This window comes from Bacteroides sp. K03 (genome assembly GCF_019734355.1).
GTDB classification, from domain to species: domain Bacteria; phylum Bacteroidota; class Bacteroidia; order Bacteroidales; family Bacteroidaceae; genus Bacteroides; species Bacteroides nordii.
The window spans coordinates 129,724-155,077 of the sequence record NZ_JAASHC010000007.1 but is presented as its reverse complement, the minus strand read 5'-3'; the positions used below and the strand labels follow the sequence as shown (position 1 = coordinate 155,077).

Annotated in this window: 17 protein-coding genes; 8 read left to right on the top strand and 9 right to left on the bottom strand. The window is 40.1% G+C overall.

What is annotated here, in order from left to right; translation table 11 throughout:
* Window positions 1–92 precede the first annotated feature (92 nt).
* The 5 genes from HCG69_RS07755 (at window position 93) to nadD (ending at window position 6,010) form a co-directional block, all read left to right on the top strand.
* On the top strand, window positions 93–2,222 hold the full coding sequence (locus HCG69_RS07755; protein ID WP_221649576.1) for a sensor histidine kinase KdpD: 2,130 nt from the start codon (window positions 93–95) through the stop codon (window positions 2,220–2,222).
* Window positions 2,219–3,817: a histidine kinase gene (locus HCG69_RS07750; protein WP_221649575.1), complete on the top strand. Its 1,599-nt coding sequence runs from the start codon at window positions 2,219–2,221 to the stop codon at window positions 3,815–3,817. The genes HCG69_RS07755 and HCG69_RS07750 overlap by 4 nt, the downstream gene beginning before the upstream one ends.
* A 124-nt stretch (window positions 3,818–3,941) precedes the next feature.
* Window positions 3,942–4,820: a YicC/YloC family endoribonuclease gene (locus HCG69_RS07745; RefSeq protein WP_221649574.1), complete on the top strand. Its 879-nt coding sequence runs from the start codon at window positions 3,942–3,944 to the stop codon at window positions 4,818–4,820.
* Between the two features lie 54 nt (window positions 4,821–4,874).
* Window positions 4,875–5,441 carry a guanylate kinase gene (gmk, locus tag HCG69_RS07740; protein ID WP_221649573.1) on the top strand — a complete coding sequence of 189 codons (567 nt, stop codon included), beginning with the start codon at window positions 4,875–4,877 and terminating at the stop codon, window positions 5,439–5,441.
* Complete coding sequence (gene nadD, locus HCG69_RS07735; protein ID WP_221649572.1) at window positions 5,438–6,010, top strand: nicotinate (nicotinamide) nucleotide adenylyltransferase; 573 nt, start codon at window positions 5,438–5,440, stop codon at window positions 6,008–6,010. The genes gmk and nadD overlap by 4 nt, the downstream gene beginning before the upstream one ends.
* A gap of 187 nt (window positions 6,011–6,197) precedes the next feature.
* On the opposite strand, the gene HCG69_RS07730 is transcribed toward nadD, so the two are convergent.
* On the bottom strand, window positions 6,198–7,244 hold the full coding sequence (locus tag HCG69_RS07730; RefSeq protein ID WP_221649571.1) for a metallophosphoesterase: 1,047 nt from the start codon (window positions 7,242–7,244) through the stop codon (window positions 6,198–6,200).
* Between the two features lie 121 nt (window positions 7,245–7,365).
* On the opposite strand from HCG69_RS07730, the gene HCG69_RS07725 reads away from it, so the two are divergent.
* Complete coding sequence (locus tag HCG69_RS07725) at window positions 7,366–8,262, top strand: 1,4-dihydroxy-2-naphthoate polyprenyltransferase (protein ID WP_221649570.1); 897 nt, start codon at window positions 7,366–7,368, stop codon at window positions 8,260–8,262.
* Window positions 8,263–8,323: 61 nt separating this feature from the next.
* Here HCG69_RS07725 and rfbB read toward each other — a convergent pair whose 3' ends face one another.
* Both rfbB and rfbA read right to left on the bottom strand, forming a co-directional pair.
* Window positions 8,324–9,457 carry a dTDP-glucose 4,6-dehydratase gene (gene rfbB / locus HCG69_RS07720; RefSeq protein ID WP_221649569.1) on the bottom strand — a complete coding sequence of 378 codons (1,134 nt, stop codon included), beginning with the start codon at window positions 9,455–9,457 and terminating at the stop codon, window positions 8,324–8,326.
* A gap of 21 nt (window positions 9,458–9,478) precedes the next feature.
* Window positions 9,479–10,345, bottom strand: a complete 867-nt coding sequence (gene rfbA / locus HCG69_RS07715; RefSeq protein ID WP_221649568.1) for a glucose-1-phosphate thymidylyltransferase RfbA — start codon at window positions 10,343–10,345, stop codon at window positions 9,479–9,481.
* Window positions 10,346–10,497: 152 nt separating this feature from the next.
* Between rfbA and HCG69_RS07710 the strand changes: the two genes are divergently transcribed.
* Both HCG69_RS07710 and HCG69_RS07705 read left to right on the top strand, forming a co-directional pair.
* Window positions 10,498–11,058: a DUF5034 domain-containing protein gene (locus HCG69_RS07710; protein WP_221649567.1), complete on the top strand. Its 561-nt coding sequence runs from the start codon at window positions 10,498–10,500 to the stop codon at window positions 11,056–11,058.
* A 13-nt stretch (window positions 11,059–11,071) separates the two neighbouring features.
* The gene (locus HCG69_RS07705) at window positions 11,072–11,953 is read left to right on the top strand and encodes a hypothetical protein (RefSeq protein WP_221649566.1); all 882 of its coding nucleotides are present in this window, start codon (window positions 11,072–11,074) and stop codon (window positions 11,951–11,953) included.
* A gap of 113 nt (window positions 11,954–12,066) precedes the next feature.
* On the opposite strand, the gene HCG69_RS07700 is transcribed toward HCG69_RS07705, so the two are convergent.
* Genes HCG69_RS07700 through HCG69_RS07675 form a run of 6 tightly spaced genes read right to left on the bottom strand, consistent with a single transcriptional unit; the run spans window position 12,067 to window position 25,350 of the window.
* Complete coding sequence (locus tag HCG69_RS07700) at window positions 12,067–13,773, bottom strand: RagB/SusD family nutrient uptake outer membrane protein (RefSeq protein WP_221649565.1); 1,707 nt, start codon at window positions 13,771–13,773, stop codon at window positions 12,067–12,069.
* 32 nt (window positions 13,774–13,805) lie between these two features.
* Window positions 13,806–16,997 carry a SusC/RagA family TonB-linked outer membrane protein gene (locus tag HCG69_RS07695; protein ID WP_255585537.1) on the bottom strand — a complete coding sequence of 1,064 codons (3,192 nt, stop codon included), beginning with the start codon at window positions 16,995–16,997 and terminating at the stop codon, window positions 13,806–13,808.
* Window positions 16,998–17,009: 12 nt separating this feature from the next.
* A complete protein-coding gene (locus HCG69_RS07690) occupies window positions 17,010–18,569 on the bottom strand; it encodes a fasciclin domain-containing protein (RefSeq protein WP_221649564.1) in 1,560 nt (519 codons plus the stop codon).
* Window positions 18,570–18,604: 35 nt separating this feature from the next.
* Entirely contained in the window at window positions 18,605–20,422 is a 1,818-nt protein-coding gene (locus HCG69_RS07685; RefSeq protein ID WP_221649563.1) for a fasciclin domain-containing protein, read from the bottom strand.
* Between the two features lie 12 nt (window positions 20,423–20,434).
* Entirely contained in the window at window positions 20,435–21,991 is a 1,557-nt protein-coding gene (locus HCG69_RS07680; protein ID WP_221649562.1) for a RagB/SusD family nutrient uptake outer membrane protein, read from the bottom strand.
* Between the two features lie 44 nt (window positions 21,992–22,035).
* Complete coding sequence (locus HCG69_RS07675) at window positions 22,036–25,350, bottom strand: TonB-dependent receptor (protein ID WP_221649561.1); 3,315 nt, start codon at window positions 25,348–25,350, stop codon at window positions 22,036–22,038.
* Window positions 25,351–25,354 lie beyond the last annotated feature (4 nt).

Here is a 25,354-nt window from a genome sequence, read left to right as displayed (position 1 = left end):
TCAGTTAAAATTCATTGTTAAAATGTTTTTTTTGCTTACTTTAGCAGACTATTTTATACAAGCAAAAGGCATAAATAAACAACAAACATGACATGAGCTATCTCCGCTGTATCCTATATACCCTTCTCTGCTGTCTGGGGACTAACATTTCTCTAGCACAATCTTTCCAAGAGAACAAACCCGGTATCCCTTTAATTTCTGTCCAGGTAATTCGCGGAGACAGCCTGAAATCATTGCTCAACCAAACTACAAATCCTCATAAACGTATCGATTTGCTTCTCAATCTAAAAGACATTAATGAAGGAAATGTGATTGAAACACAATATACAAGACAATTGTTCGAAGAAGGTAAAAAAGCGAAAGATTCCTATGCAACCTTTGTGGCAGTAACTCATATGGTCACCAAGTACGCCAATCAGCAAGAAAGATCGGATTCTTTACACAACTATTATATCAAAACGCTGGAAGAAATAGAAAAAGGGACTCCTGCCGAAGGAGCAGCCACCTTCTTCAGAATGAATATCTACCACAGATTAATCGGTGCTACAACCGGCAAGCAGGAACGTACAAAAATCTTCCGGAAGATACGTAAAGAATTCAAAACCAGGCAAGTTACTGAAGATAAATATCAGAAAGTGGAGCGTTTGTTTCTTGAAGGATTGATGCAACTGTGGGAGCTCAACGACCAAGGAAAATCTAAAATCTATGTACCTGAAATTCCACTTTGGGAAGAAGCCTGGAAGACAGCACAGGATTTTCCGGGAGAATATGTCCGCAGATATTATTTGGGCTCCATCCACTCCCTTCTGAGTGGTGCTTACAATCAGAAGCAAGATTACGAGAACCAAAAAAGAATCACCTGGCAAGTAATTGATGAATGTAAAGCTTACTACAAACTTTCAGAGGAAGTGTATCCACGTCCTTTTCTCTATAAAGACAATACATACGTGAGATATTACACACAGTTGATACGTGGTGCTATGTATATCAGCGACGAAGAAGCCTACAAGATTTATAACCTTTTCCGCCAGCATATGCTGTCTGCCCAAGAAGAGTTTTTGGACCGGAACAAAATATATCTTTTTGAAACAGCTTATCTCTTCCTGGGAAATATGCATCGGGTAGATGAAGCCCTTGCTAATTGTGACTCACTCATCCACATGATTGAAACCAACCATGCCCCCGGATTCACCCGGGTATTGGAAACCTATAAAAATAAAGCCTACCTTTTCCGCCGTGCCAATCGCCCGGAAGATGCTTGTATCGCTTATGAGCGTGCGATGCAGGTTTCTGATTCTTTAATTAAGAAAGAATATATTGAACGCGTTGAAACATTACGTCTCAAAAATGATATCGACAAACTCAAACTGGAAAAAACGGTACTGACTGCCCAAAACCGACTGATAGAATTTATCTTCACCATCTGTATTTTGATCGTAGTGGTTTCTATCAGTATGTATTACTACAAAAGCCTTAAAAAGACGCGTAAACTTCAAAAGGAAATTTACCGGCAAAGCATCAAAGCACAAGAAAGCGAACAAATGAAGTCTGCTTTCATAAACTCTATTTGCCATGAGATACGTACTCCTCTAAACTCTATAAATGGTTTCTCTGAGATACTAATTGACGAATCGACCCCTTTAGAAGATAAAAAAGAATATCAAGACATCATACAAGAAAATACGCGAATACTGACCTCACTACTCGATAGCCTGATAGAGGTAGCCAATCTGGACAGCCTTACCGAAGCACTCCCTCTGGAGGATATAGAAGTTACCTCAATTTGCCGTATGGAAATGGAATTTCTACAAAAGACAGAAGGTAAAGAAGGCATACAATATTTACTTGATCTTCCTGCGAAAGAGTGCATAGCCCATACCCACGCACAATACCTCTCATTGTTATTACGCTCCTTACTGAACAATGCAAATAAGTTCACCCAAAAAGGTAGCATTTGTTTATCTTGTAGTTGTGACAAAGAAAATAAAAAAATCATTATTAATGTAACAGATACCGGCTGTGGCATTTCGGCAGACAAACACGAATATGTATTCCAGCGTTTCACCAAGCTGAATACGTTTACTCTTGGTAACGGATTGGGACTATACTTATGTCGTCTTATTGCAAGGCATATGAATGGAAACATAAAAATAGATCCAAACTGGTCTAAAGGAAGTAAATTCATCTTCACAATCCCTATGGGAAACAACAAAACAGAATGAACACTACAAAGTATTACATATTATTACTTTTTCTTTTCTGTACACCGTTCGCTTTATCTGCCGAAAACACGTTGAAAGATAGTTTACAGAACGTACTGAAACATACCGTTGATGCCCCTCAACGGGTCACACTATTAATTAATATATTAGACCTGTCCGACTCTGATCCTGATGAAATTTCTATTGCACGCGAATTATATAAAGAAGCACAGCAGGTCAATGATAAGTTTGCTTTATCTGCATCATTGGGGCCAATCACAATCGGTATGATAAACAATCCGGAAAAACGAGACTCTCTGTCGATGATTCTCAACCAGGCAGAAAGCTTTATGAAAAATTCTACCGAAGATGGTATACCGGAATATTATAAGATGACACATAAAGCACGAATCCTGCAAATGGCTTCACGAGATGAGCGGGCAGAAATTTGCGACCGCATTCAAGAAGAGATCAATGCACAAAAGCCTTCTGAGAACAGATATCAGAAAGCTTCCCGACTCTTTCTCACAGGAGTAATACGCTACTTATTTATTTCGTTGACAGAGAGTTCTGACTTTAGCGAAGCATTACCATACTGGGAAGAAGCCTGGAGGCTGGTAGATGAATTTCCACTCCCTGCCCGTAAGAACTTCACAGCCAATATTTACGTCATGCTAAGTTTTTCGTACAAAAACACCGGAAACAGCGATAAACTAATCAGAATCTCAGAGGAATATCTGAAAAGAATGGATGAATACTTCACCCAGAAAGAAGTTATCAACCGCCGTCCTTATATCTACAAAGATAATGCTTATCTGATATGCTATCAACAATTAATGCTTAGCCATAAGCTTATAGGTAAGGTAAAAACAAATGAATATTACACTAAATATTGTAAATTTGCAAGAGACGGAAAAGGGGACGCTCTTTTACGTAACAAACTCTATTTCTACCTGGCCAGTCAACAATATTATGAGAGTCTGGAAAGCAAGGAACAAGCACTGGCTTTCTGTGATTCAGTAATAAACCTTATCGAAAGTGGAAAAGCAATCAACGTGAATTATACTACCCATTATCAGAAAAAGGCAAGATTACTGAGAGAGCTAAAACGACAGGAAGAAGCCTGCCTGGTGTACGAACGAGCTCTCCACGTAACAGACTCATTGGTACGAAAAGAGTTGTTGCAACAGATCGGTGAAATGCAAGTGACCAACGAAGCATCCGAACTTAAACTGGAAAAAGCAGCAATCAGCAGTAATATCCACAGTATTGCATTTTATTGTACTACAGGATTAGTAATCATTTCTATCCTCTTCAGTATTTACTTTTATATTAATCTGCAACGTACTAAAAAGCTTCAGCAAGAATTAATCCGACATACCCGGAAAGCGCAGGAAAGTGAACGTATGAAATCAGTCTTTGTCAAATCCATTTGCCGGGAAGTACGTGCACCATTGGATAACATTAACACCTTCACCAAACAGATAACGGACGATTCGTTAAGTTCCGAAAAACGGGCTCGATACTCCAGTATCATTACTGACAATTGTAAAGAACTAACCTCCTCATTGGACAATATGCTGGAAACTGCTTATAAAGAAAGTTCTTCTCAATAGCACATATAACAACACATTCCCCTTCAATAAAAGGTATAACAGAGGGATATATCGCCATATTTTTTCGGTTTTGAAGCAATAATCTTAAAATATTCCTGTACTTTTGCAAAAAACAATTGATTATATGATACAATCTATGACGGGATATGGCAAAGCGACTGCTGAGCTGACCGAAAAGAAAATAAATGTAGAGATTAAATCGCTCAACAGTAAAGCAATGGATTTATCTGTTCGTATTGCTCCGGCATACCGTGAAAAAGAGATGGAAATCCGTAATGAAATCTCACGGACGCTGGAACGCGGTAAGGTAGATTTTAGCCTTTGGGTAGAGAAAAAGGAAAGTGCCGAAAGTGCTACGCCTATCAATCAAGTGCTGATAGAAGGATATTATAAACAGATAAAAGATATTGCAGACAATTTGAGCATTCCGGTTCCTGTAGATTGGTTTCAAACACTACTTCGTATGCCGGACGTAATGACAAAAACAGAAATACAAGAACTGACTGAAGAAGAATGGGAAACCGTGCACGTCGCTATTGAAGAGGCTATAAAACATCTGGTTGATTTCCGCAAACAAGAAGGTGCAGCACTGGAAAAGAAGTTTCGCGAAAAGATAGCAAATATCTCTCACCTGCTGGAATCTATTACTCCATACGAAAAAGAACGCGTTGAGAAGATCAAGGAACGTATTACAGACGCCCTCGAAAAAACTCTAAGCGTGGATTATGATAAAAACCGCCTGGAACAAGAGCTTATCTATTATATAGAAAAACTCGATGTCAATGAAGAAAAACAACGCCTCAGCAATCATCTGAAATACTTTATCAGTACCATGGAAAGTGGTAGCGGTCAAGGTAAGAAACTCGGATTTATTGCCCAGGAGATGGGACGTGAAATCAACACATTGGGTAGTAAATCCAATCATGCAGAGATGCAAAAGATTGTAGTCCAGATGAAAGATGAACTGGAACAGATAAAGGAACAGGTACTTAACATTATGTAGTGCTTCCCGCACGGGGAAGTGCGGCAAGCCTTGTTTTACTAACACAAATTGTGTATGAAAGGGAAACTTATTATTTTTTCCGCTCCTTCGGGTTCGGGTAAATCTACAATTATAAATTATCTGCTAACGCAAGATTTAAACCTTGCATTCTCCATTTCGGCTACAAGCCGTCCGCCACGTGGTGAAGAGAAGCACGGAGTAGAATACTTCTTCCTCTCTCCGGATGAATTCCGCCAGCGCATTGCGAACAATGAATTTCTGGAATATGAAGAAGTATACAAGGATCGTTACTACGGCACCTTGAAAGCACAGGTGGAACAACAATTGGAAGCCGGACAAAATGTAGTGTTCGATGTAGATGTCGTAGGTGGATGTAATATAAAGAAATTCTACGGAGAACGAGCCTTATCCTTGTTTATCCAACCACCCTGCGTGGACGAGCTTCGTCGTCGTCTTGTGGGTCGGGGCACAGATGCTCCCGAAGTCATAGAACATCGTATAGCTAAAGCCGAATATGAATTGGGCTTTGCCCCCAAATTTGATAAAGTGATTATCAACGATGATCTGGAAACAGCCAAAGCGGAAGCGTTGAAAGTAATCAGAGAGTTTCTGACATTATGAGTAAATTGAAAACCGGAATATTCAGCGGCTCTTTCAATCCGATACACATTGGACATCTTGCATTAGCTAATTATCTTTGTGAATTCTGCGGGTTAGATGAGGTCTGGTTTGTAGTAAGCCCACACAATCCATTGAAAGAGCAAGCTGATTTATGGCCCGACGAATTGCGCCTCCAATTGGTACAGCTTGCCATCGGAGACTATCCACATTTCCGTGCTTCTGATTTTGAATTTCATCTTCCCCGCCCCTCGTATACAGTCCACACATTGGACTGCCTGAAAAGCAGCTATCCCGAACGGGAATTCCATCTGATCATTGGTTCGGATAACTGGCTGACATTCAACCGTTGGCGCGAGCCAGAACGAATTATTGCAGAGAACCAAATACTCATCTATCCACGTCCCGGATATCCCGTAAACAAAGACGAATTACCCGGAACAGTCCGTATCGTCGACTCTCCTACCTTCGAAATAAGCTCCACATTTATCCGTCGTGCTCTGACCGAAGGAAAAGATGTACGCTACTTCCTCCATCCGGCTGTCTATCGCCTGTTGCGTGCTGAATTATAGGGATACTCCTTATCTCAATAAGGGTTGTTGTACGACATGTACATGTCGTACATCCCCAGATGTACATGTGGAACAGTACGAGATGTGCATCTCGTACTGCATGACATGCACATCTCGTACATCGTTAGACTACGCCCTCCCATGCATTCCAATACAATAAACGATACGAAAGGAAGTATGAGCCGTACTACTGCTTCTGTTGATGTAACGTAATAACCACCACTTCTGTCGGAGCACCAATACGTATATTCCTGTTAGAAGTACCCAGGCCATTGGTAACAATCATTGGTATATTAGCCGTATTATACTTTAATCCTGTAAGAAAGCGGCTTCCATAGTGAGAGGGGATAATAGGGGCATAACCAAAGATACGCACTTGCCCACCATGAGTATGCCCGGCAAGAGCAAGATCAGTATTTGCAACAGAAACATCTTCGACGTAATCAGGAGTATGAACAAGCAAAATGACAAAGTCCTCAGGAGAAAGATCAAGCGTAGGCGATTTAGCATTCTGTTTCAAATCAAAAGGGTTGCGCACACCGGCAATAAGTATCTGTTGTCCTTCGCGTTTTAGTGTGTCCACCCGATGTTCAAGAACACGCATACCATAGCGTTGCATTTCACGAACAATGTCATCATGGCAACGCTCGTAATCATTGTTACCCATCACGCCATACGTTCCCATCGGAGTTTTCACCTGAGACAAAGCAGCAAACAATTCGGGTACATATTCACAACCTTCCTGATAGTCCCCTCCCATCAGCAGTACATCCGTCCGTTCAGCTATCAACAAACGAACGAGACCAGCCAGTTCCTTTTCTTTAAAAAGACTCTTATAATGAAGATCGGAGATAAAAGCAATACGGAAACCATCAAAAGCTTCGGGCACATCCCGATGAGTAAAGTCATACTTCACCACTCGGTCCACTCCTTTATAAGCGGAGGACGTACTTACTGCAGAATGCGTAATTAATGTACCGGGAGCCGTTCCTGCCGGAACAGAAGGACGAGCCACAACAGATTTAGATTGCTTCTGATGCTTTTTGTTACGTTCCGGTTTCTTTAGTGTCGAATAATCCGGAGCAAAAAGCGTAGAAGACAGAGTGGAAGTATCAGAATGAAGAGAATCCACATTCAGTATAGGATAGGACGGAGATACTACCAGATTTTTCTTCGATTTACAAGAAGAAAAGAGAAAAGAAAGTAAAAACAGGAAGTATATTAACTTCTTCATATGTCAAAATAATAAGTGAATGAGCAATTTTCTAATTTGTTACCCAAAAGATACCACGAAGACGGGCTGCAAATTATTTTTCGAGAAGCAAAGATACGGATTTTTGAAGTATCTTTGCAGTATGGAAGAGATAAAACAAAATTCGTTGCGTGCATGGATACTTGCTGCACGCCCTAAAACACTGGCAGGGGCAGCTACACCTGTACTTGTAGGTACTGCTCTGGCTTATGCCGACGGACAGTTTCACTGGCTGCCTGCACTGGTATGTTTTCTTTTCGCCGGACTGATGCAGATTGCAGCTAATTTTATCAATGATTTATTCGACTTTCTGAAAGGTACAGACCGGGAAGATCGCTTGGGACCGGAACGGGCTTGCGCACAAGGCTGGATTTCTCCCAGTGCTATGAAACGGGGAATATTATTCACCATAGTCATAGCATGTCTTATCGGATGCATACTGCTGTTTTATGCAGGTTGGCAGTTGATACTCGTGGGGATATTATGCGTAATGTTCGCCTTCTTCTATACCACAGGACCTTATCCCCTTTCGTACAACGGCTGGGGAGATGCACTGGTAATCCTGTTTTTCGGATTCGTTCCGGTAGGTGGTACCTACTACGTACAAGCACTTACATGGACTTCGAATGTAACAATAGCTTCATTCATTTGCGGATTGATCGTAGATACTCTATTAGTAGTAAACAACTACCGTGACAGGGAAGCGGATGCACAAAGCGGAAAGCGAACGGTAGTAGTCCGTTTCGGAGAACCCTTCGGCAGATATCTATATCTGATATTGGGAATTATTGCCGCAATATTGAGCCTGTGGCTATTGTCGGAGACACTCATTCCAGCCATCATAACAGCAGTTATTTATCTTACACTACACATCGCCACCTGGCGCAAAATGGTAAAGATACATAGTGGTAAAAAGCTAAACAGCATACTGGGCGAAACTTCGCGCAATATGCTGCTTATGGGGATACTTCTATCACTGTCATTAGTAATTAGTAATTAGTGATTAGTACCATGCGGCATAATAGCGCAGCCACTAATCACTTATCACTAATCATTAATCACTATTTATACATCCTTTCGTAGTATTTCTGATAATCGCCACTGGTTACTTCTTCCACCCATTCCTGATTATTCAGATACCACTCAATGGTTTTCACAATGCCCACTTCAAACTTTGTTTCAGGATACCAGCCTAACGCATCGGTAATCTTTGTTGGGTCAATAGCATAACGTTGGTCATGTCCCAAACGATCTTTCACGAAAGTAATCAAACTCTCGTTCATCCAATCGATCGTTATTTCACCATTAGCATTCTTTTCCTGCTTTTTCAGTACCTTACGATATTCCGGATGCTCAGTCATCAAACGATGTATAGTAGCAATGGTCAATTTAACAATTTCGAGGTTGGTCTTTTCGTTATGTCCACCCACATTGTACACTTCGCCTTCTACTCCCTGGCGCACTACCAGATCAATAGCTTTACAATGGTCTTCCACGTACAGCCAATCGCGTACATTACTACCGTCACCATATACAGGAAGTTTCTTTCCTTCAATAATATTCTTGATAATCAATGGAATCAGTTTTTCCGGGAAATGATACGGACCATAGTTATTAGAGCAACGAGTGATAGTAACCGGCATTTTATACGTATCATGGTAAGCCATTACCACCATATCCGCACTTGTTTTTGAAGCACTGTACGGACTATGCGGGCAGAGCGGAGTTGTTTCATGAAAATACCCTTCAGCCCCTAACGAGCCATACACCTCGTCAGTAGATACCTGGTGATAACGTACTCCCTTACGCCAGGTTGGATATCCGTTCTCATCTTTTCCTGTCACCCAGGCACGACGGGCAGCGTCAAGCAGGTTCTGTGTACCCAAAATATTAGTAATAAGGAATAACTGAGGGTTCTCAATACTACGGTCAACGTGACTTTCAGCCGCGAAGTTCACAACATAGTCGAACTTATATTCAGCAAAAAGCCGATCAGCCAAATCACGATCGCAGATATCTCCTTTCACAAAAAAGCAACGTTCATTGTCAATGTCTTTTGCAATGGTGCCAAGGTTTCCGGCATAAGTCAGTGCATCGAGCACCACTACACGAATATCATCATGTTTGGCCAGAATGTACTTCAGATAATTAGCGCCAATAAATCCGGCAGCACCGGTTACAAGATAAGTTTTCATATTATTTCTGTTATGTTGATTTTATTGTTCAGCCAGTTCCAAAAGATATTTACCATACTCTGTCTTTTGTAGTTTTTCGCCTAGTACACGAAGTTGCGCTGTTGTGATCCAACCGTTACGCCAAGCTATCTCTTCAATACAACTGACATAAAATCCCTGTCGGTTCTGAATAGTAGCTACAAAATTAGCGGCTTCAAGCAAACTATCACAGTTTCCTGTATCCAACCAGGCAAAACCACGGCCAAAAAGCTCAACCTGCAACGTACCTTCATCGAGATAAAGCTTATTCAGATCAGTAATTTCATATTCACCCCGGGCAGAAGGTTGAAGCGATGCAGCCTTTTCAGTAACAGTAGCATCGTAAAAATAAAGACCGGGAACAGCATAATTACTTTTAGGGATAACCGGCTTCTCTTCAAGAGAAATGACCTTTCCTGACTCATCAAACTCAACTACTCCATACGCACGGGGATCTTTCACATAATAGCCAAAGACACAAGCCCCCTTCTCTATCATAGCCGCCCGACGAAGCATAGCCGAGAATCCTTGTCCATAGAACATGTTATCTCCAAGTATCAAACATCCCGGTTCTCCATTCAGAAAATCAGCACCCAGTACAAATGCCTGTGCCAACCCATTAGGTTGTTCTTGTATCTTATACTGAAAAGACATACCCAGCTCTTCACCCGTTCCTAAAAGATCACGAAACATAGGTAGATCACGGGGAGTAGAAATTATCAATACTTCACGAATACCCGCCAGCATCAATGTAGAGAGTGGATAATAAATCATCGGTTTGTCATATACCGGCATGATTTGTTTCGATATGGCTTTAGACAATGGATAGAGGCGCGTAGCACTTCCACCGGCAAGAATAATCCCTTTCATAAGTAGTTCTTTGTAATTACGAGGACAAAGAACGGAAAGAATTTTGAAATGACAAAATAAAAAGACAATAGTATAAGCAGTATTCTGCTTTTTATTACATTTATAGAGTAGATTGAATCCTATTTGTAATCACCTTCAAGAAATAAAGACTTATGAAAAAACACTCCCTGCAACTACTGATACTTTGTGTATTCTTGGCCGTAACAGCCATGACCTGCGATGACTATGACATCGAATCTAAACAAATTCCCTGTGTTTTGACAGGAATAGAAGTATATTCCTGGGATAATGCAGGAGATACCCCGCAAGTCCCAACAGAACAAAAAATAAAGAAAGAGGCCTATATACTGGAGATACGATTGACTTCGGACGCAGGAACACAGCCTGATAAAGAAATATATGACAGCAATTATAAACTGGAAGACGGTATTGTGAAAATCAATATCTATACAGAAGAACCGTTCAACAATGATTTTCAAAAAGATGCAGACGTGACTTCCTGCTTTCAGGATTATCCGGCCCGACTCACTAAATATCAGATCAAAGATTATACCAACCAAGGAGATACCATTCAGTATGTAACTCCCGTCAATCAGATTTTCAAAGCACTATTGGTAACACCACAAGCAGGGACACATAGCTTCCGCGTAGTTCTGACAACGGCAAACGGAGACAAGATAGAACGTAAGATCACCCCTGTTACATTGTACTAAAAAAACACAACTTATGAATAGAATTTATCTACTACTATTGCTATCGGTGTTTTGTGTAACCACACAAGCACAAAGCAGCTTGAAAGAAATAAATAGAATAATTCAGATAGACTTATCCGGCGGAGCCAATTTCGATCTGAGTCACCGTACAGAAAGAAACATGATGACTACACTTACCGATCGTAGAAAAGTAGTTCCGGCATTAGATATGCGTATACTACATTTTCCTTCCCAAAGATGGGGATGGTATATCAACCTGGAGCTAAAAATGATAGGAGAACAGATAAGAAACTGTTACCAGGAGATATGTCAGCCCCTTGAAGCAAATTATTACATAAAGAACAATATTCCCTATATAAATTCAGAACTCAATAAAACAACTTTCAACATGAGCACAGGGGTTGCTTATCGGATTGAAAACAAAAGATGGGCTTTCTACCCAAGATTGGGTATTGGCATAAACAACCATACCTGCCAGACAATAGATATTGAACTAAAAGGTAAAGGTAACAATGAATTATACAGCATAAACACATATCTCCCGGACAAATACGATAACTACGTAAATATATTTATGGCAACTTTAGGAATCAGTACTAATTACAAGCTTAGCAAAAGATGCTATTTATTCCTTGATATGGCTTATGTACAACCTTTGGAAAATGTCCACGTAACTTATACAAAAAGTAATCTTTATGACAAACTACCAGAAAAACAAACCTATAAAAGCAGCACTATCGGACGTGACTTTACTGTAAGTATCGGTTTAGGATTTCCTATTTATCTGAATAGAGCCCAAAAAACAGCCCAAAAGAAAACCACTCAAAAAGAACGAATGAAAAGGATTATGGAACATAAACGAAAAGCATTCGGACTATTCCCCGGTAACAAATAAGTCCCCATCCACTTTGTACTAATTGAAATTCTAACTTATCAAATATAAAAATGACCGCTGGATTTTATTATCTATAAATAAAATCCAGCGGTCATCTCATCTTCCTTCGTTTTCTATTTCAAAAACCATGCATTTATATCCATCAGTTTACTTTTCATAGCTTCCGGATTCCCATATTTTACAGCAACCTTTTCAGCCATAAATGCCGGATGATCTGCTCTATGATGCGATATACGTAGTAAGTCAAAGAAACGGTTACCTTCATAGGCCGTTTCCGCAGCCATCTCTTCAAGGATTTTTTGCTCAACCCAATCGATAGAATCCTGTAACGCTACAGCAGGAGGGTTCTGTGAGAAATCAGGAATTACGAAGTCAGACATATCTTTCGAAATACCCATCCCGCGCCCACGGCAAGCCGTACCTACATTATAAGACGTAAACGAGAAATCAAGATACGATTCTCCACCAGCCAATTCGGCAGGATTTACCCTTTCCGGATTGGCAATTGTTTCTTCCGTCAACCCATATTTCAACACTGCAAAGGCAAATGTAGGTTTTCCGGCACGGTTTACAGCTTCAGCAAAGCGTAAATAAAGATGAGGATGACGATAAAGAGGAATCGATCTCAGAATATATGCATTCTCCAGCAATCCATTGTTATCCTCAACAGGTATTGTAAATTCCTCTTGTGCACCATTCACAAACTTTTTAATAAGTATCTTCGGACCCACACCTGCAATATTCGCCGATTCAAACGCATCTCCCAATTCTTCATTGGTAGACGGAATTTTTATGTTTCCACGCAAATCGCCTGTAAAGTAAGCCGTAATCGTTCCGTCCAAACGGGTAGCAAAGAAGTGTGTTTTCAATGACATTTCGTCAATAAAGTTTTGTGTGGGCAGCAGACTTGTTACATTATTGAAAGACATGTTAACCAAATCAGTGTGATAGTCTTTCGGTACAGAACTATACGCTATTTTAGTAATCACTTCATCAATATAAGAATTGATATGTTCACCGGTAGCACCGTCTCGAGCCTGAGAATTCCAATAACTAATATAGCCTGATGAGATAGAATAGTTTTTATCGACCATCAATTTATAATACATACCAGCCGCTTCATTATACTGATTCTGATAGAGATATAAATCTCCCAGCAACATCGGAATGGGAATAAAGAACAACGGCGAGTACAGACCGTCAATAGAGCCATAATTCAGACCACGTACATCAATATAAGGAAGCAAATCGGTAATCAACTTTGATGCCAGATCGTCCATCCCGATCACCGGATATTCTTTTAAAGCCGTATCATAATCTAAAATAGGCTCAGTAATGTAACTTACCTTTCCATAAATCTGAGCCAACTGAAAATAGGTCCATGCCCGTATCGCTTTTATCGCTGCAAACTCAGGTAACATCACTTTCTCATTACGAATGGTGATTGCAGTATCCATCCGGGCAATCGCATAGTTGCAATTATTGATGATCGTATAATAATTCCGCTTATTCAAATAGGTATTCTCTGAAGTAATATCGAAGTTATTAATCTCTTTCAAAGAAAAAGACGCATTATCAGACACAGTCATCAAATCACCACGCAACTCACCAAGTAACACATAGGGCTCTCCCACCTTTTGAAGCTGTGAGAGTATACCTATCACAGAATAAATTGAATCGTTGGGCGACTTGAGCTGATTATCATCTTCAAAGGCAACCCTTGAAGAATCCGTATTCAACATATCCTCACAACTCCCTAAAAAGAATAATACTGTGATCAAAGTGAGTAATGCTCCTGTATGTTTGATTTTAGTTTTCATATCTCTTATGTTTTTTTACAGACTAAAGGTTATTATAAATTAACTCTAACTCCTATCAGGAAAGAGCGGGATTGGGGTGTAAGACCTGCATCTATACCTTGATACAATACCGAATTACCATAAGAGAATTCAGGATCCGCACCTTTATATTTTGTGAGAGTAAACAGGTTGTTGACGGTTCCCCACACTGTAATTTCCTGAAGATAAGACAAATTCAGTGGTACTTTGTAAGATACAGACAAGGTCTTGAATTTCAAGAAAGAGGCATCCTCAATCCAACGATCCGAGAAACGTGAGTTCCCCATAGGGTCCTTGTATACAGCACGAGGAATATCGGTCTTCTGCCCATTGGCTACCCAACGGTTTTGCATACTTGTTGCCTGATTATAGATATTACTACCAGACTCCAAATTAGCCCGAAGTCCGTTATAAGCGTCATTGCCATAAGAGTAGGTAAACAGCGTTTCAAGAGTCAGATTCTTATACCGCAGATTGAAATTGAAGTTTCCGTATAAGTCCGGATTAGGATCACCAATCACCTGCAGATCTTTCTCATTGATGATATGATCTTCCACTACCTCCTCAAAACGCATATCACCGGCACTAAACGGAATAAGCTCTCCCGATTCGGAACGAAGACTTAATCCTGCTGCAGCTGCTTCTTCACTGTTACTGAAAACACCTTTAGTCTTGTATCCGTAAAATACTCCCGCAGGACTATTCTCGGCAGTAAGAATCCGGGCTCCCTGAAAATCTGTGGTGTATGAACCACCTGCCAGTGAAACTATTTTATTCTTATAATGTCCCAACATCGCACCGAAGTCAAGTTGCCAATTACGCAAATTAAGCAAACGCACATTCGTCATAATCTCAAATCCTTTATTCTTCAACTTACCATCGTTAGTCAATGAATACTCAAGGCTCGATGTTTCAGGAAGCTGCTTACGTATCAGCAAGTCTTTGGTAGTAGAGGTGAAAAAGTCTGCTCTAACTGACCAACGGTTATTGAACATGCTGAGATCCACACCGAATTTTGCTTTTCCCGTGGTTTCCCATTTCAGTTTGTCATTCTTGTAATTAGCAAGAATTAGGCCGTTGGCACTTCCCATAAAGTTTATAGAGTTGAAGTACGAACGAGTTGCATAATTCTGCAGGTCATCATTCCCGGAAAGTCCATAGCTAACATCCAGCTTCAAGAAATCCAGAAAACGGATATCTTTCATAAACTCTTCGGACGAAACAATCCATCCGGCAGACACAGAAGGGAAAATCCCCCATGCAAGCCCACCCATTTTGAGGGCACCTTCGGCTTCTTTACCAAAACGTGAAGAAGCATCCATAGCAGCAACTACATTTAGCAAATAACGGTTCTGATATTTATAATCCGCATTAAAGTACCAAGACATAGATCGCCAATTCTCTGTTGTACCAGAAGTACTACGCAAGCTGGAAGTTGTATTCGACAAGCTGTTCATACGATCTGAACTGGTATTATGCCCTTCACCGTAGTTTGACTCCAAATTATCAGAGAAAAAGCGATACCCACCGGTCAAATCTAAATTATGAACACTGTTACGTATCGGAGACCAATCAACAAAGGCGTTCCAATGAATCGAAGTCTGCTTTGCCATGGAGTTTTTAACCATATTGCGCGAGTAGGCATATATTTCTCCGTTCTCATTCACCAATGGCTGCTCAGCCAAACCTTCCGACGGCTTGAAATACTCTTCGTTCAGTTTATCCCACGTATAACTGAACATCAATCCTACCTTCAGTTTATCCGTAAAAGAATAAGACGGAAGAGCGTTGATATTAAAACGATACTTCTTAGAAAGCCCTACACTCAAATCGACCAAAGAGATCGGGTTACCAACACCCAACTCATCTACATTACTCAATTTTGTGCTTTGTGAACCATCGCGGTTATATTGATAAGGACTATACACCGGCGACTTGATCAGTGACAGGTAAGACGGTGAAGCAATCTCATCAATACCATCGTTACGCATGTTATTTTCAGACTGCGCGAAAGCAATGTCAAAAAGGAACTTCAATTTATCAGTCAGATGAATATCCGAATTAAAACGTACGTTCAAACGGTTAAAATCTGTATTTTCAATATTCCCTTCACTCTTATTATATCCTACAGAGAAAGCATACAATGCAATTGCATCTCCACCTTTCACGCTGATACCATAGTTCTGGCTCATTGCTCCCTTGTTTATCAGCTTCAGCCAATCCGTGTTATTATGGCTCGCTTTATAGTAAGACTTCGTTTGATCATCATCCAGAAAATGCAAATTATTAACCAGCGAACTGTTATCATACACATCGCTTAATACATCGGATGCATACAACCGGTAATCTGCCGCTCCCATCACGGGAATCGTCTTGTAAGGAGACTGATACCCCAAAGACATAAAGGCGGAGATATCAGTAGCCATACTCTTACTACGCTTTGTATTAATGATCACTACACCGTTACCACCTTTACTGCCATAGATAGACGTTCCGTCTTTCAACACTGTAATATCTTCCACATCGTTGGGATCAATCAATGCAAGCGGATTATTAAAGAATCCAGCATGAATGGAAGCCATTCCTTCCTGCATCTGCCATATCGCCCCATCAACGATATATAAAGGCTGAGCCTTCATATTCAGAGAATTCAATCCACGAATAAAAACAGCCGCCCCATTTCCCGTTGCTCCGGAATGTGATACAGAACGCAATTCTCCACTCAGACGAGTTGAAAAATCCTGATCAATACTTGCAATCGACGGTGTAACCTTTGTTACCACGCTCGCCTTATTGGCCGATAAAACCGTTTTATCATAAAAACTGCTTGCCTCTGTGTCTTCCAACAACTGTATATTAACGTTACTACGTCCTTTCACTGAAATGATCTGAGGCAGATAGCCGGGAGCATCAACAGCCAATGTCACATTCGTATGAGGCACTTTGAGTTCAAACATTCCGTCATCGGAGGTCATTGTCGTGATTCTCGTATCTACCACACTGATTCTGGCTCCGGCAAAATTCTGTTTCGTAGATGAACTTACCACCTGTCCTCTCACAATATGTTTATATTGTTCAACCTTTACCTGGGCAACCGCTGTGGAGTCAGCTTCCTGAGCCATCACAGCACCGCCACCTATTGTCATAAGCAAGCATAGACCTATCGGTTTAAGCATAAATCTCATATTTAAATATATCTTTTTCATTGATCACTGCTCCTATTTATTACGAATGGGTTCAAAAATAATCCTGTCAACACGGAATTTTCGAGTGAAAATATTAGCACTGAGTTCAGTTTTTGACACATTTGTATCTATTCTGAAATTCGTCGTCACATCTTTCGGAAGCAAACTGCTTTCTTCATCAAGCATCCACAAACGATCATAATAATTCGAGACTGGGAATTCAAATTCACTGGCTACCTTAATCCTTGTTTTTTGGGTTCCACTGGTCACAAATTCATCAGATTTAATCGTTTTGAATGTCGATTTACCCTGAGCATTCATATACGTAATGCGGAAAGAAAGCTTGGTACTGTCATTGGCAAAAGACTCTCCGTCAATAACAGCCGGTATAAAATCGGCATAGATATCATACTTACCGGAAAGTACGTCCGGAATATCAAATGTAACAGAAGGCTGTGCAGAAGTATTAGTCGGTTGTACCTCAATATAACGGTTACCGCTAATTTCTCCTATCCCACTATTCGTCCCTACCGTACGAGTATAGATACTGGTATAAATTCCCGTTACACGTCCTTCCTGTTCTTCACATTCCACCGATATGGGCTTATTCCATGTTTCAGTATTATCATACCTGATTTCATCTGCCAAATAAATCACACCGTTAGAAGCATTCACCCGGCTGGTTCCTTTGAAAAGATTGTTAACATCTGTAATGATACTTCCCGATGTTGATGTCAATGTCGTATACTCCGCCGGATCATTGATTCTTTCTCTGTAAATCAAATCATTGATAATGGCAAGTGAAGTTTGTACTCTCTTAATTGAATCTGCCAAATCAGCATCTGCGTTATAAACATTAAAATAAGGAGAGATCCGTTCATAAGCAGCATCCCAGGCAGCATCCGTCGGAATAATCATCGTAAAGACAGAATCTTCGGCAGAAATATTACCTAAACCATACAGTTTATCCTCCAGCAAAGGATTATACCAAGTCGTGATCGTATCATACCCCTGTTCTTCCTGTATCTCCTTGAGATATCTCGAAATAAACGAGGCTATTTTAGTCGTATTACTTTGAGCCGTAATGTATTCAGAGAGATTATGAGCATATACAATTTGCTTGTCTACTGTATGCAAGATACCATTTTTGGCAAGCCGGTCTTTCGATATCAAGCTACTTCCCCCAAAAGTCAAACCATCCTGATGAGAGTAATAATACACCTTACCGTTTATCATACGTATCACTTTAGAATCCGGTTCCGAAGTAGAGTGATTGAAACGTGCAATATGATTGCTAACCAACAGACGTACCTGTTCCAGATCCGATTCATCCACTGCTGCAATCGCCTCATCGCTGGGCGCCCAAACGGTAAACGTCTGAGTTGAAACGAGCAATGTATCATATCCTGCCACTTTGATAAGCTTGGCAAACTTCGATAATGAACTGCTTTCTTTTATTAATTCATAAAGGTTTTGATCCGGCAGCGTTTGATTCCGGTCATAATGTTCGTTCCATTCATCCTTGCACGAATACATCATGAAAGAGACAAAGAACACAGCAAATAGAAACGCTGTTTTTATGGTATTCTTCATAAAAGTATATTTTTTTATTTATTCCTCTTTTAGTATCAATCTTTCCCTTCTTTATCAATATAGCTCACCGGTACGTATTCCAGATAATCGAAATGGAATTCAAGATTGTCAGCTTCCACATTCTTCGCTCTGAAATAGTGCGGAGCATAATCCTGGAAAGTAAACGTACCGATAATAATACGAAGACTCATATTATCCTGACGCAATGTCTTGTGGCCATTCAAACTATAAATAGAATTCGGTGCTTTCATATAGCCGCGGTTTCGCATCATCTTATCATTTTCTACTCCTTCATCAGTTGTTTTGTCATCATCTACCCAACCTACACGAGGATCGGTACCAACAATTCTCAAGTCGACCGGAATACCCACAATTTCATCATCAATAAATAATTGTGCTACTCCGCGCCATGTCTCTGCACGATATCCCAATCTGATTTCGTAAGTTCCGGGAGGAACCGGATGCATCCTTAACGTGAAGTCGTACCACCCGGACATAACCATTTCGTCCGCCTGATAATTGGTCCAGTCTTCACTTGCCCAAAGTTTTAGTTTGGTATCATTGGTGAAATAAAAATAATCCCCGCAATAATCAGCCGTGAAGGTATGAGAATTATCTATCATCTTCCAACGTATGTTATTATTTGTCAACTGAGGAGGAATGGAATAACAGTCAAAACGAATACGTTTATTCAACACATCATTCTCCATAATGTCTTTATCGTACACCAGAATCTCATTCAACGCATGAACATATCCGTTCAATCCATTCAGATTGCTCTGAAAATCACTGATACTAACATGAGTGCCATCCTTTTGTGTGTTCAGCCTATTCCCCGATTTTATTTCAATCATCCGGTATTGAAGCATCGTCTCATAATATTCAAATCTCTCATTTTCAGCACCCGGAGCCGTTGCTGCCCCTGAATACAGAAAATCATTTGTAGACATCTGTCTTTCCAGCATATGATAGGATACAAATTTATTCAAAGCATTTTTTCTACTTGTATAATCATTGGCATCCTCATTCCCATAATAACGGGTAGCATACTCAGCCATTTCTTCTACAGTTTCTATGCCTGCCTTTTTGAAAGCCTCATTCGTTTCAGCGAATATGGTATACCCATATTTTTTCATTTCCGGATACTTAAATGTAGTTCCGCCAAGCACCAAATCCGCTGCCGGCTTTTCATAAGTGAAATCGTATACTTTCATGATCGAATCACACATCCCAGTCTTTTCAAGAGCCTGAGAGAACAGACTGAAATAGTCCTTATCCTGCATAAGCCCAGTCAAATAGGCATTAGACGGATCCACAATATCTCCTATCACATGAATAATTCCATTGTGCACTTCGATATCTTTCCGCAAAATAGGCACTTCCTGATTAACCAGAATTGTCTGATTCCCCTCCGTAAATCCCGAAAACGATATATTGATAAAACGATCGCTCATACTGGGTTCCGGAAGTGAACCCTCCTGAAATGATTCCGTCGCATAATTGGTTAATTCACTCTTGATAACGTGATTATAAACAATCTGCAACTTATCTTCTTTCGTCAAATCATTATAGGTAATTTCTTTTGCCTTGAAATATTCCTGAAAAGCAGAATCCGTAGGCATGAAACAAGTGAAATGTCCGTAACTGGACAATAAAGAAGAGGTTCCGGAATCATTAATAAGCTGATTGAAAACGGTAAAATTAGTTCGGTTGCTACAATAGGAAGCAACAGTTTCTCCCGTAAACGTATAGAATGCATCCCCTTCTACATTGTCGTCCACACAAGAGGGCACCAATATAGTTGCAAATAGCAAGAGAATAAGAACCGATATTGAATATTTTATTTTCTTCATAACGCTTGATTTTTATTCGATATTTGATGATGTTACATAAAACGGATTTTGTTTTAATGCAGTGTTTGCTCTCAGCTCATCCACATTAATCGGCATATACAAAGCATCTAATTCACTCAGTTTACTCTTAGTAGTCGTATTATCCAGTTTACTATATTTCTTAAGCAGATAAGTATTCACCACATTGGCAGGCTTCCCACCTTCCCTACGGATTCTACGCAATAAATCAAAATAACGTTTACCCTCAAACAGGAATTCTCTTTGGCGCTCATCAAAAACCAAGTTTCTCATGGCACTCTGCGTGTAATTGTTAGAATTCGACAATGAACCACTTCCCAAATCCGGATTGGCACGATCGAATGTCTTAGAGACCAAATCGAGAGCTCCCTGCAGATCGGTTCCTATCTCTACCAAAGCTTCCGCTTTCATCAAATAAATATCCGCCAAACGATAAAATATCCAATTAGGAGCCTCCGCATTGAAGACATAGTCACCTTCTCTGACTGTACTCGAAGAAGTTTCTACCCTCAAAGCCATATACTTGGCTATAAAAGAAGAGCCTGTGGTACTAAAAAAAGCATCTTTCCCTCTCAAGTCAGTGGGTTCAAAAAGCGAAGGACTCATTGATTCAAAGTTGTATGGCGACAATTTATGCATATCCTGTCCCGCACGCCCTCCAAACATTCCATACATTTCATTCATCGCATAATTTGGATAATTCTTCAGACTGAACTGTAACTCAAAAATGCTCTCTTTTGAATTTCCCAAATAGTAAACAGATTCATTATACACCCGTGAGCTTTCCAACTGAAGCTGTCCGAGATTGGCCAACACCTTATCACAATAAATAATGCAGTTATTATAATCGTTCTTCCAAAGATACATATCGGCTATAAGGGCACGTATGGCATTCTTTGTTATACGTCCTTTTGTATAAAGCAGATTACTCCACGTCTTCTCGTCCGCAGCCTGATTCTCTACACTCTTCAAATCATCGATCAGGAAATTCAATAAATTATCAGGATTCTCCTGTTCCACTTCAAAAGGTAAACTGTCATCCGCATACGGTTCAGTGATTAACGGAATATCTCTGAAAGTACGTAACAGCATAAAGTAGCATAATGCCCGCACTCCTTTTGCTTCAGCAATATAAACATCCAGATTCTCACGTTTAAAGTTCGGATCTTTCGCCTGTACCTCCGGAGCAAACTTAATCACTGTGTTACAAAAATTAATTACACTATAATATTCTCCCCAATAAGTGTATGAATTGGAGGAATTCAAATTAATATTCAGAATATCCCTGATCGGATCAGATTTACCTGTTCCGGCTTTTACGTTGTCCGAACGCAATTCACCCCAAACGATGGCACGCTCTATAAATCCGGTTTCATTCATTCCACGATAACATGAACCCACCATGCTAAGCACATCGTTTTCATCTTTCCAGAAATCTTCAAAAACAGTCTCCGACTTGGGACGTATATCAAACCAGCTTTCACAGGATGCAAATGTTCCTCCCAATAAAGCCATCATAACTATACGCAATATATATTTCTTTGTTTTCATTTTTGTCTATAATTTGGTCAAATCATTAAATTGAACTCCTGTTATTAAAATCCGACAGTAACACCAAAAGTGAAATATTGAGAACGAGGCGTTTTGCTCCTGTCCGCACAAAGACCAAAACTCTCAATACCTACCTCCGGATCTACACCCGTATATTTAGTAAATGTCACCAAATTGTTCAAAGTCAGATAGAAAGACAATTGGTTGACGAATACGCGCCTTAATGATTTCGGACTGAAATTATACTTAAAGGTCAACGTTTTAAATCGAAGGAAAGAACCATCCTCTACAAAACGGTCACTCCCCAAGTAGTTATAACCGTAGTTATACAATGCACGAGGCATTTCTGTCACATCACCATCTTTACGCCAGCGCCAGTTTACAGCAATGGACTGGTTATTATTAGAATGCATATTTTCCGCATCCATACGTGCATAGTTCACGATTTTGTTTCCGTAACGGAAATTGAAAAATGCGCTGATAGAGAAATTCTTAAAGGTGATATTCGTACCGAAACCTCCGGTTAACTTCGGATTAGAGTTTCCTAAATAAACAATATCCAATTCATCAATGGTTCCATCATGATTTATATCTTCATAAATAGCATCGCCGCCACGGAACTGGTATCTCTTATTACCTAAGTTGAAATAGTCAAAATACATAGGAAGTGGTTTTCCATTCGCATCTTTTACCACATTTCCATTGGCATCTTTCACCACAGGAGCAGTTCCGCCACGTCCCTCTTCATACTTGTCATACTGATAAACTCCTTTATAGCGGAATCCATAGATGGAACCAAACGAGTTTCCTTCTTGTAAACGTGTCAAATAAGAACCATTATCGTAGTTGAAATCTTTATTGTATGCATTCAGCACAGCCGGTGACAATTCTACAATCTTATTTTTGTTATTAGAGAAGTTAACATTAAAATCCACCTTCCAATCTCTGGTTTTAATCAGATTATTGGTATAGATACTCAACTCCCAACCCGTGTTGTCCATCACACCGATATTGACATAAGACAGTGAACCGAATCCGGAAGAACTTGGTATACCCAGATCCTTAAATAACAGGTCTTCCGTCTTACGCTTATAAATGTTTCCATCGAATACCAACTTAGAATTAAACAGGTGCAAGTCAATTCCCAGATTATAAGAGGTTACCTTTTCCCATTTAAGGTCCGACAATTCAATAGATGACGGTTTCACTGTAGGTATATTTATATAGTTGTTGTTCCCACCTCCCCAGCTACTATTATAACGACTGAAGTGCAGGTACTCTTTATCCGGCTGATTACCGGTAATACCCCAACCACCACGAATACCTAATTCGTCAATAACAGCTCTCAGAGGTTTCATAAATGATTCGTCGGCCATGTTCCATTTCAACGATACGGCCGGAAAATCTCCCCAGCGATTATTAGAACCAAACTTTGTGCTACCATCCCGACGGAACGTTGCATCAATTGTATAACGGTTCATAAACGTATAGTGCGCTCTACCCATTATTGCTAACGAACGCCATTGTCCGGCTCCACTATTAAAAGCTTTGTCAAAACCTACGGAAGTTGCATCTGTTATAGAGTTAGAAGGTAATCCGTATTTCTCAAATTCCTGATACTGTGAGTTTCCGGAATTCATCTGCCACACAGCCGATACCAACAAAGAGTGATTATCTCCCCAACGAGGAATCCATGTTATTTTCTGCTCACTCTGAATAGACAATCCTTCAGACTCCTTCATATAAGCACGATTCACGGTCTCATCATTCCATGATTTGGACGTTACTTCTTTGGGGAGGAACTTTGACTCTTTCGTATTCTCAATATTGAAAGATACATATCCATTATAACGCAATTGAGCTTTTTCCGGATTGATAATGTCATACTGTAAACGCAGAGTAGGTACAATATAAAGATTCTTTTGATTGTTGAATGCCAGATTTGCCAACGCCACCGGATTCATCAAATCCTTCTGAGAATTATCCAAAGAGGACGATTGTGGTATATTATAATAGATATCTGTATTATTTCCATTCGCATCTTGCTGGAAAATGGATACGTTAGGCATTTTACGATAAGCCATACTAAGCAAATTTTCCTTATTGTCTCCATCACCCACATCATTAGCATAATTCTTATGATTATCAGTGTATGTCATTGAAAAGTCTGAAATAAACTTTATACGATCCGAAACCTGATATTCCAGATACATTCTATTCGTGAAACGTTCCAGATTTTGCTTAATCACAGTTCCCGATTGGGAATAATATCCAAGAGATGCACGGAAGGTGGCTTTGTCTCCACCACCGGAAACGGTTGCATAATGGTCATGTGTGAATCCATATTGAGTAATAGCTTTCACCCAATCCGTATTATTATTAAAATTCTGGTATTCGGCAAAAGTTGGATCGTAGTTAAATTCGGGAATATTTGCTGCATACTCGTCCTGAAAAGGATTAAAATAGGCCTGTTTCATTAACATTGTATAGTCGTCTCCATTAAGCATTTTTAATCCCCGGGGTTGTTGAGCTCCGGAAAAACGATAAGAATACTGAACCCGGGTAGGACCTTTAACCCCCTTCTTCGTTTTAATCAGAATTACACCATTAGCTCCCTTTGACCCCCAGATAGCAGCAGAAGCACCGTCTTTCAAAACAGTAATCTCTTCGATGTCATCCGGATTGATATTCAACAAATTCGCAAATTGCTCCTGATCTGCCGATGTATAGTCAAAAGAGTCATCCACATTATTTTCGAAAGGTATATCATTTAATACGATTAATGGTTCGGATTTTGAGTTGATTGAAGTAGTACCACGAATACGCATGGACGAACCGGAGCCCAAGTCACCGGAGTTTCCCAATATATCAAATCCCGCAATACGTCCCTGTAATGCGTCATCAATAGAAGCTACTGACATATCTTCAAGATCACGCATACTGATATGTTGCATCGCACCCGATACCTCTCGTTTAGGTATTGCCAGCGTTCCGTCCGAATGCATTGCTTTCGCTGTTACCACAACTTCATCAAGCACTGCGTTTTCCTTCATCTTTATATTAAACCTGCGCTTATCCTTAATAGAAACTTCGACAGGATCGTATCCCACAAAACTGACCTTAAGTTTGTTGTTCACACTCTTTATAGAAAGTGAAAAGTTTCCACTAAAATCCGTTATCGTAGCATTTACAATACGTCCGTTGGCATCTACCTCCGTTACGTGTGCACCAATAATCTCCCCTTCCAGGTCGGAAGAGACATTTCCTGTTATCACCAGCTGTTGAGATTGTGATGCCACAGTCATTGACAAGCAAGAAAAGACAACCAGCAATATGCTTTTTATATTATCAATATTCATAATT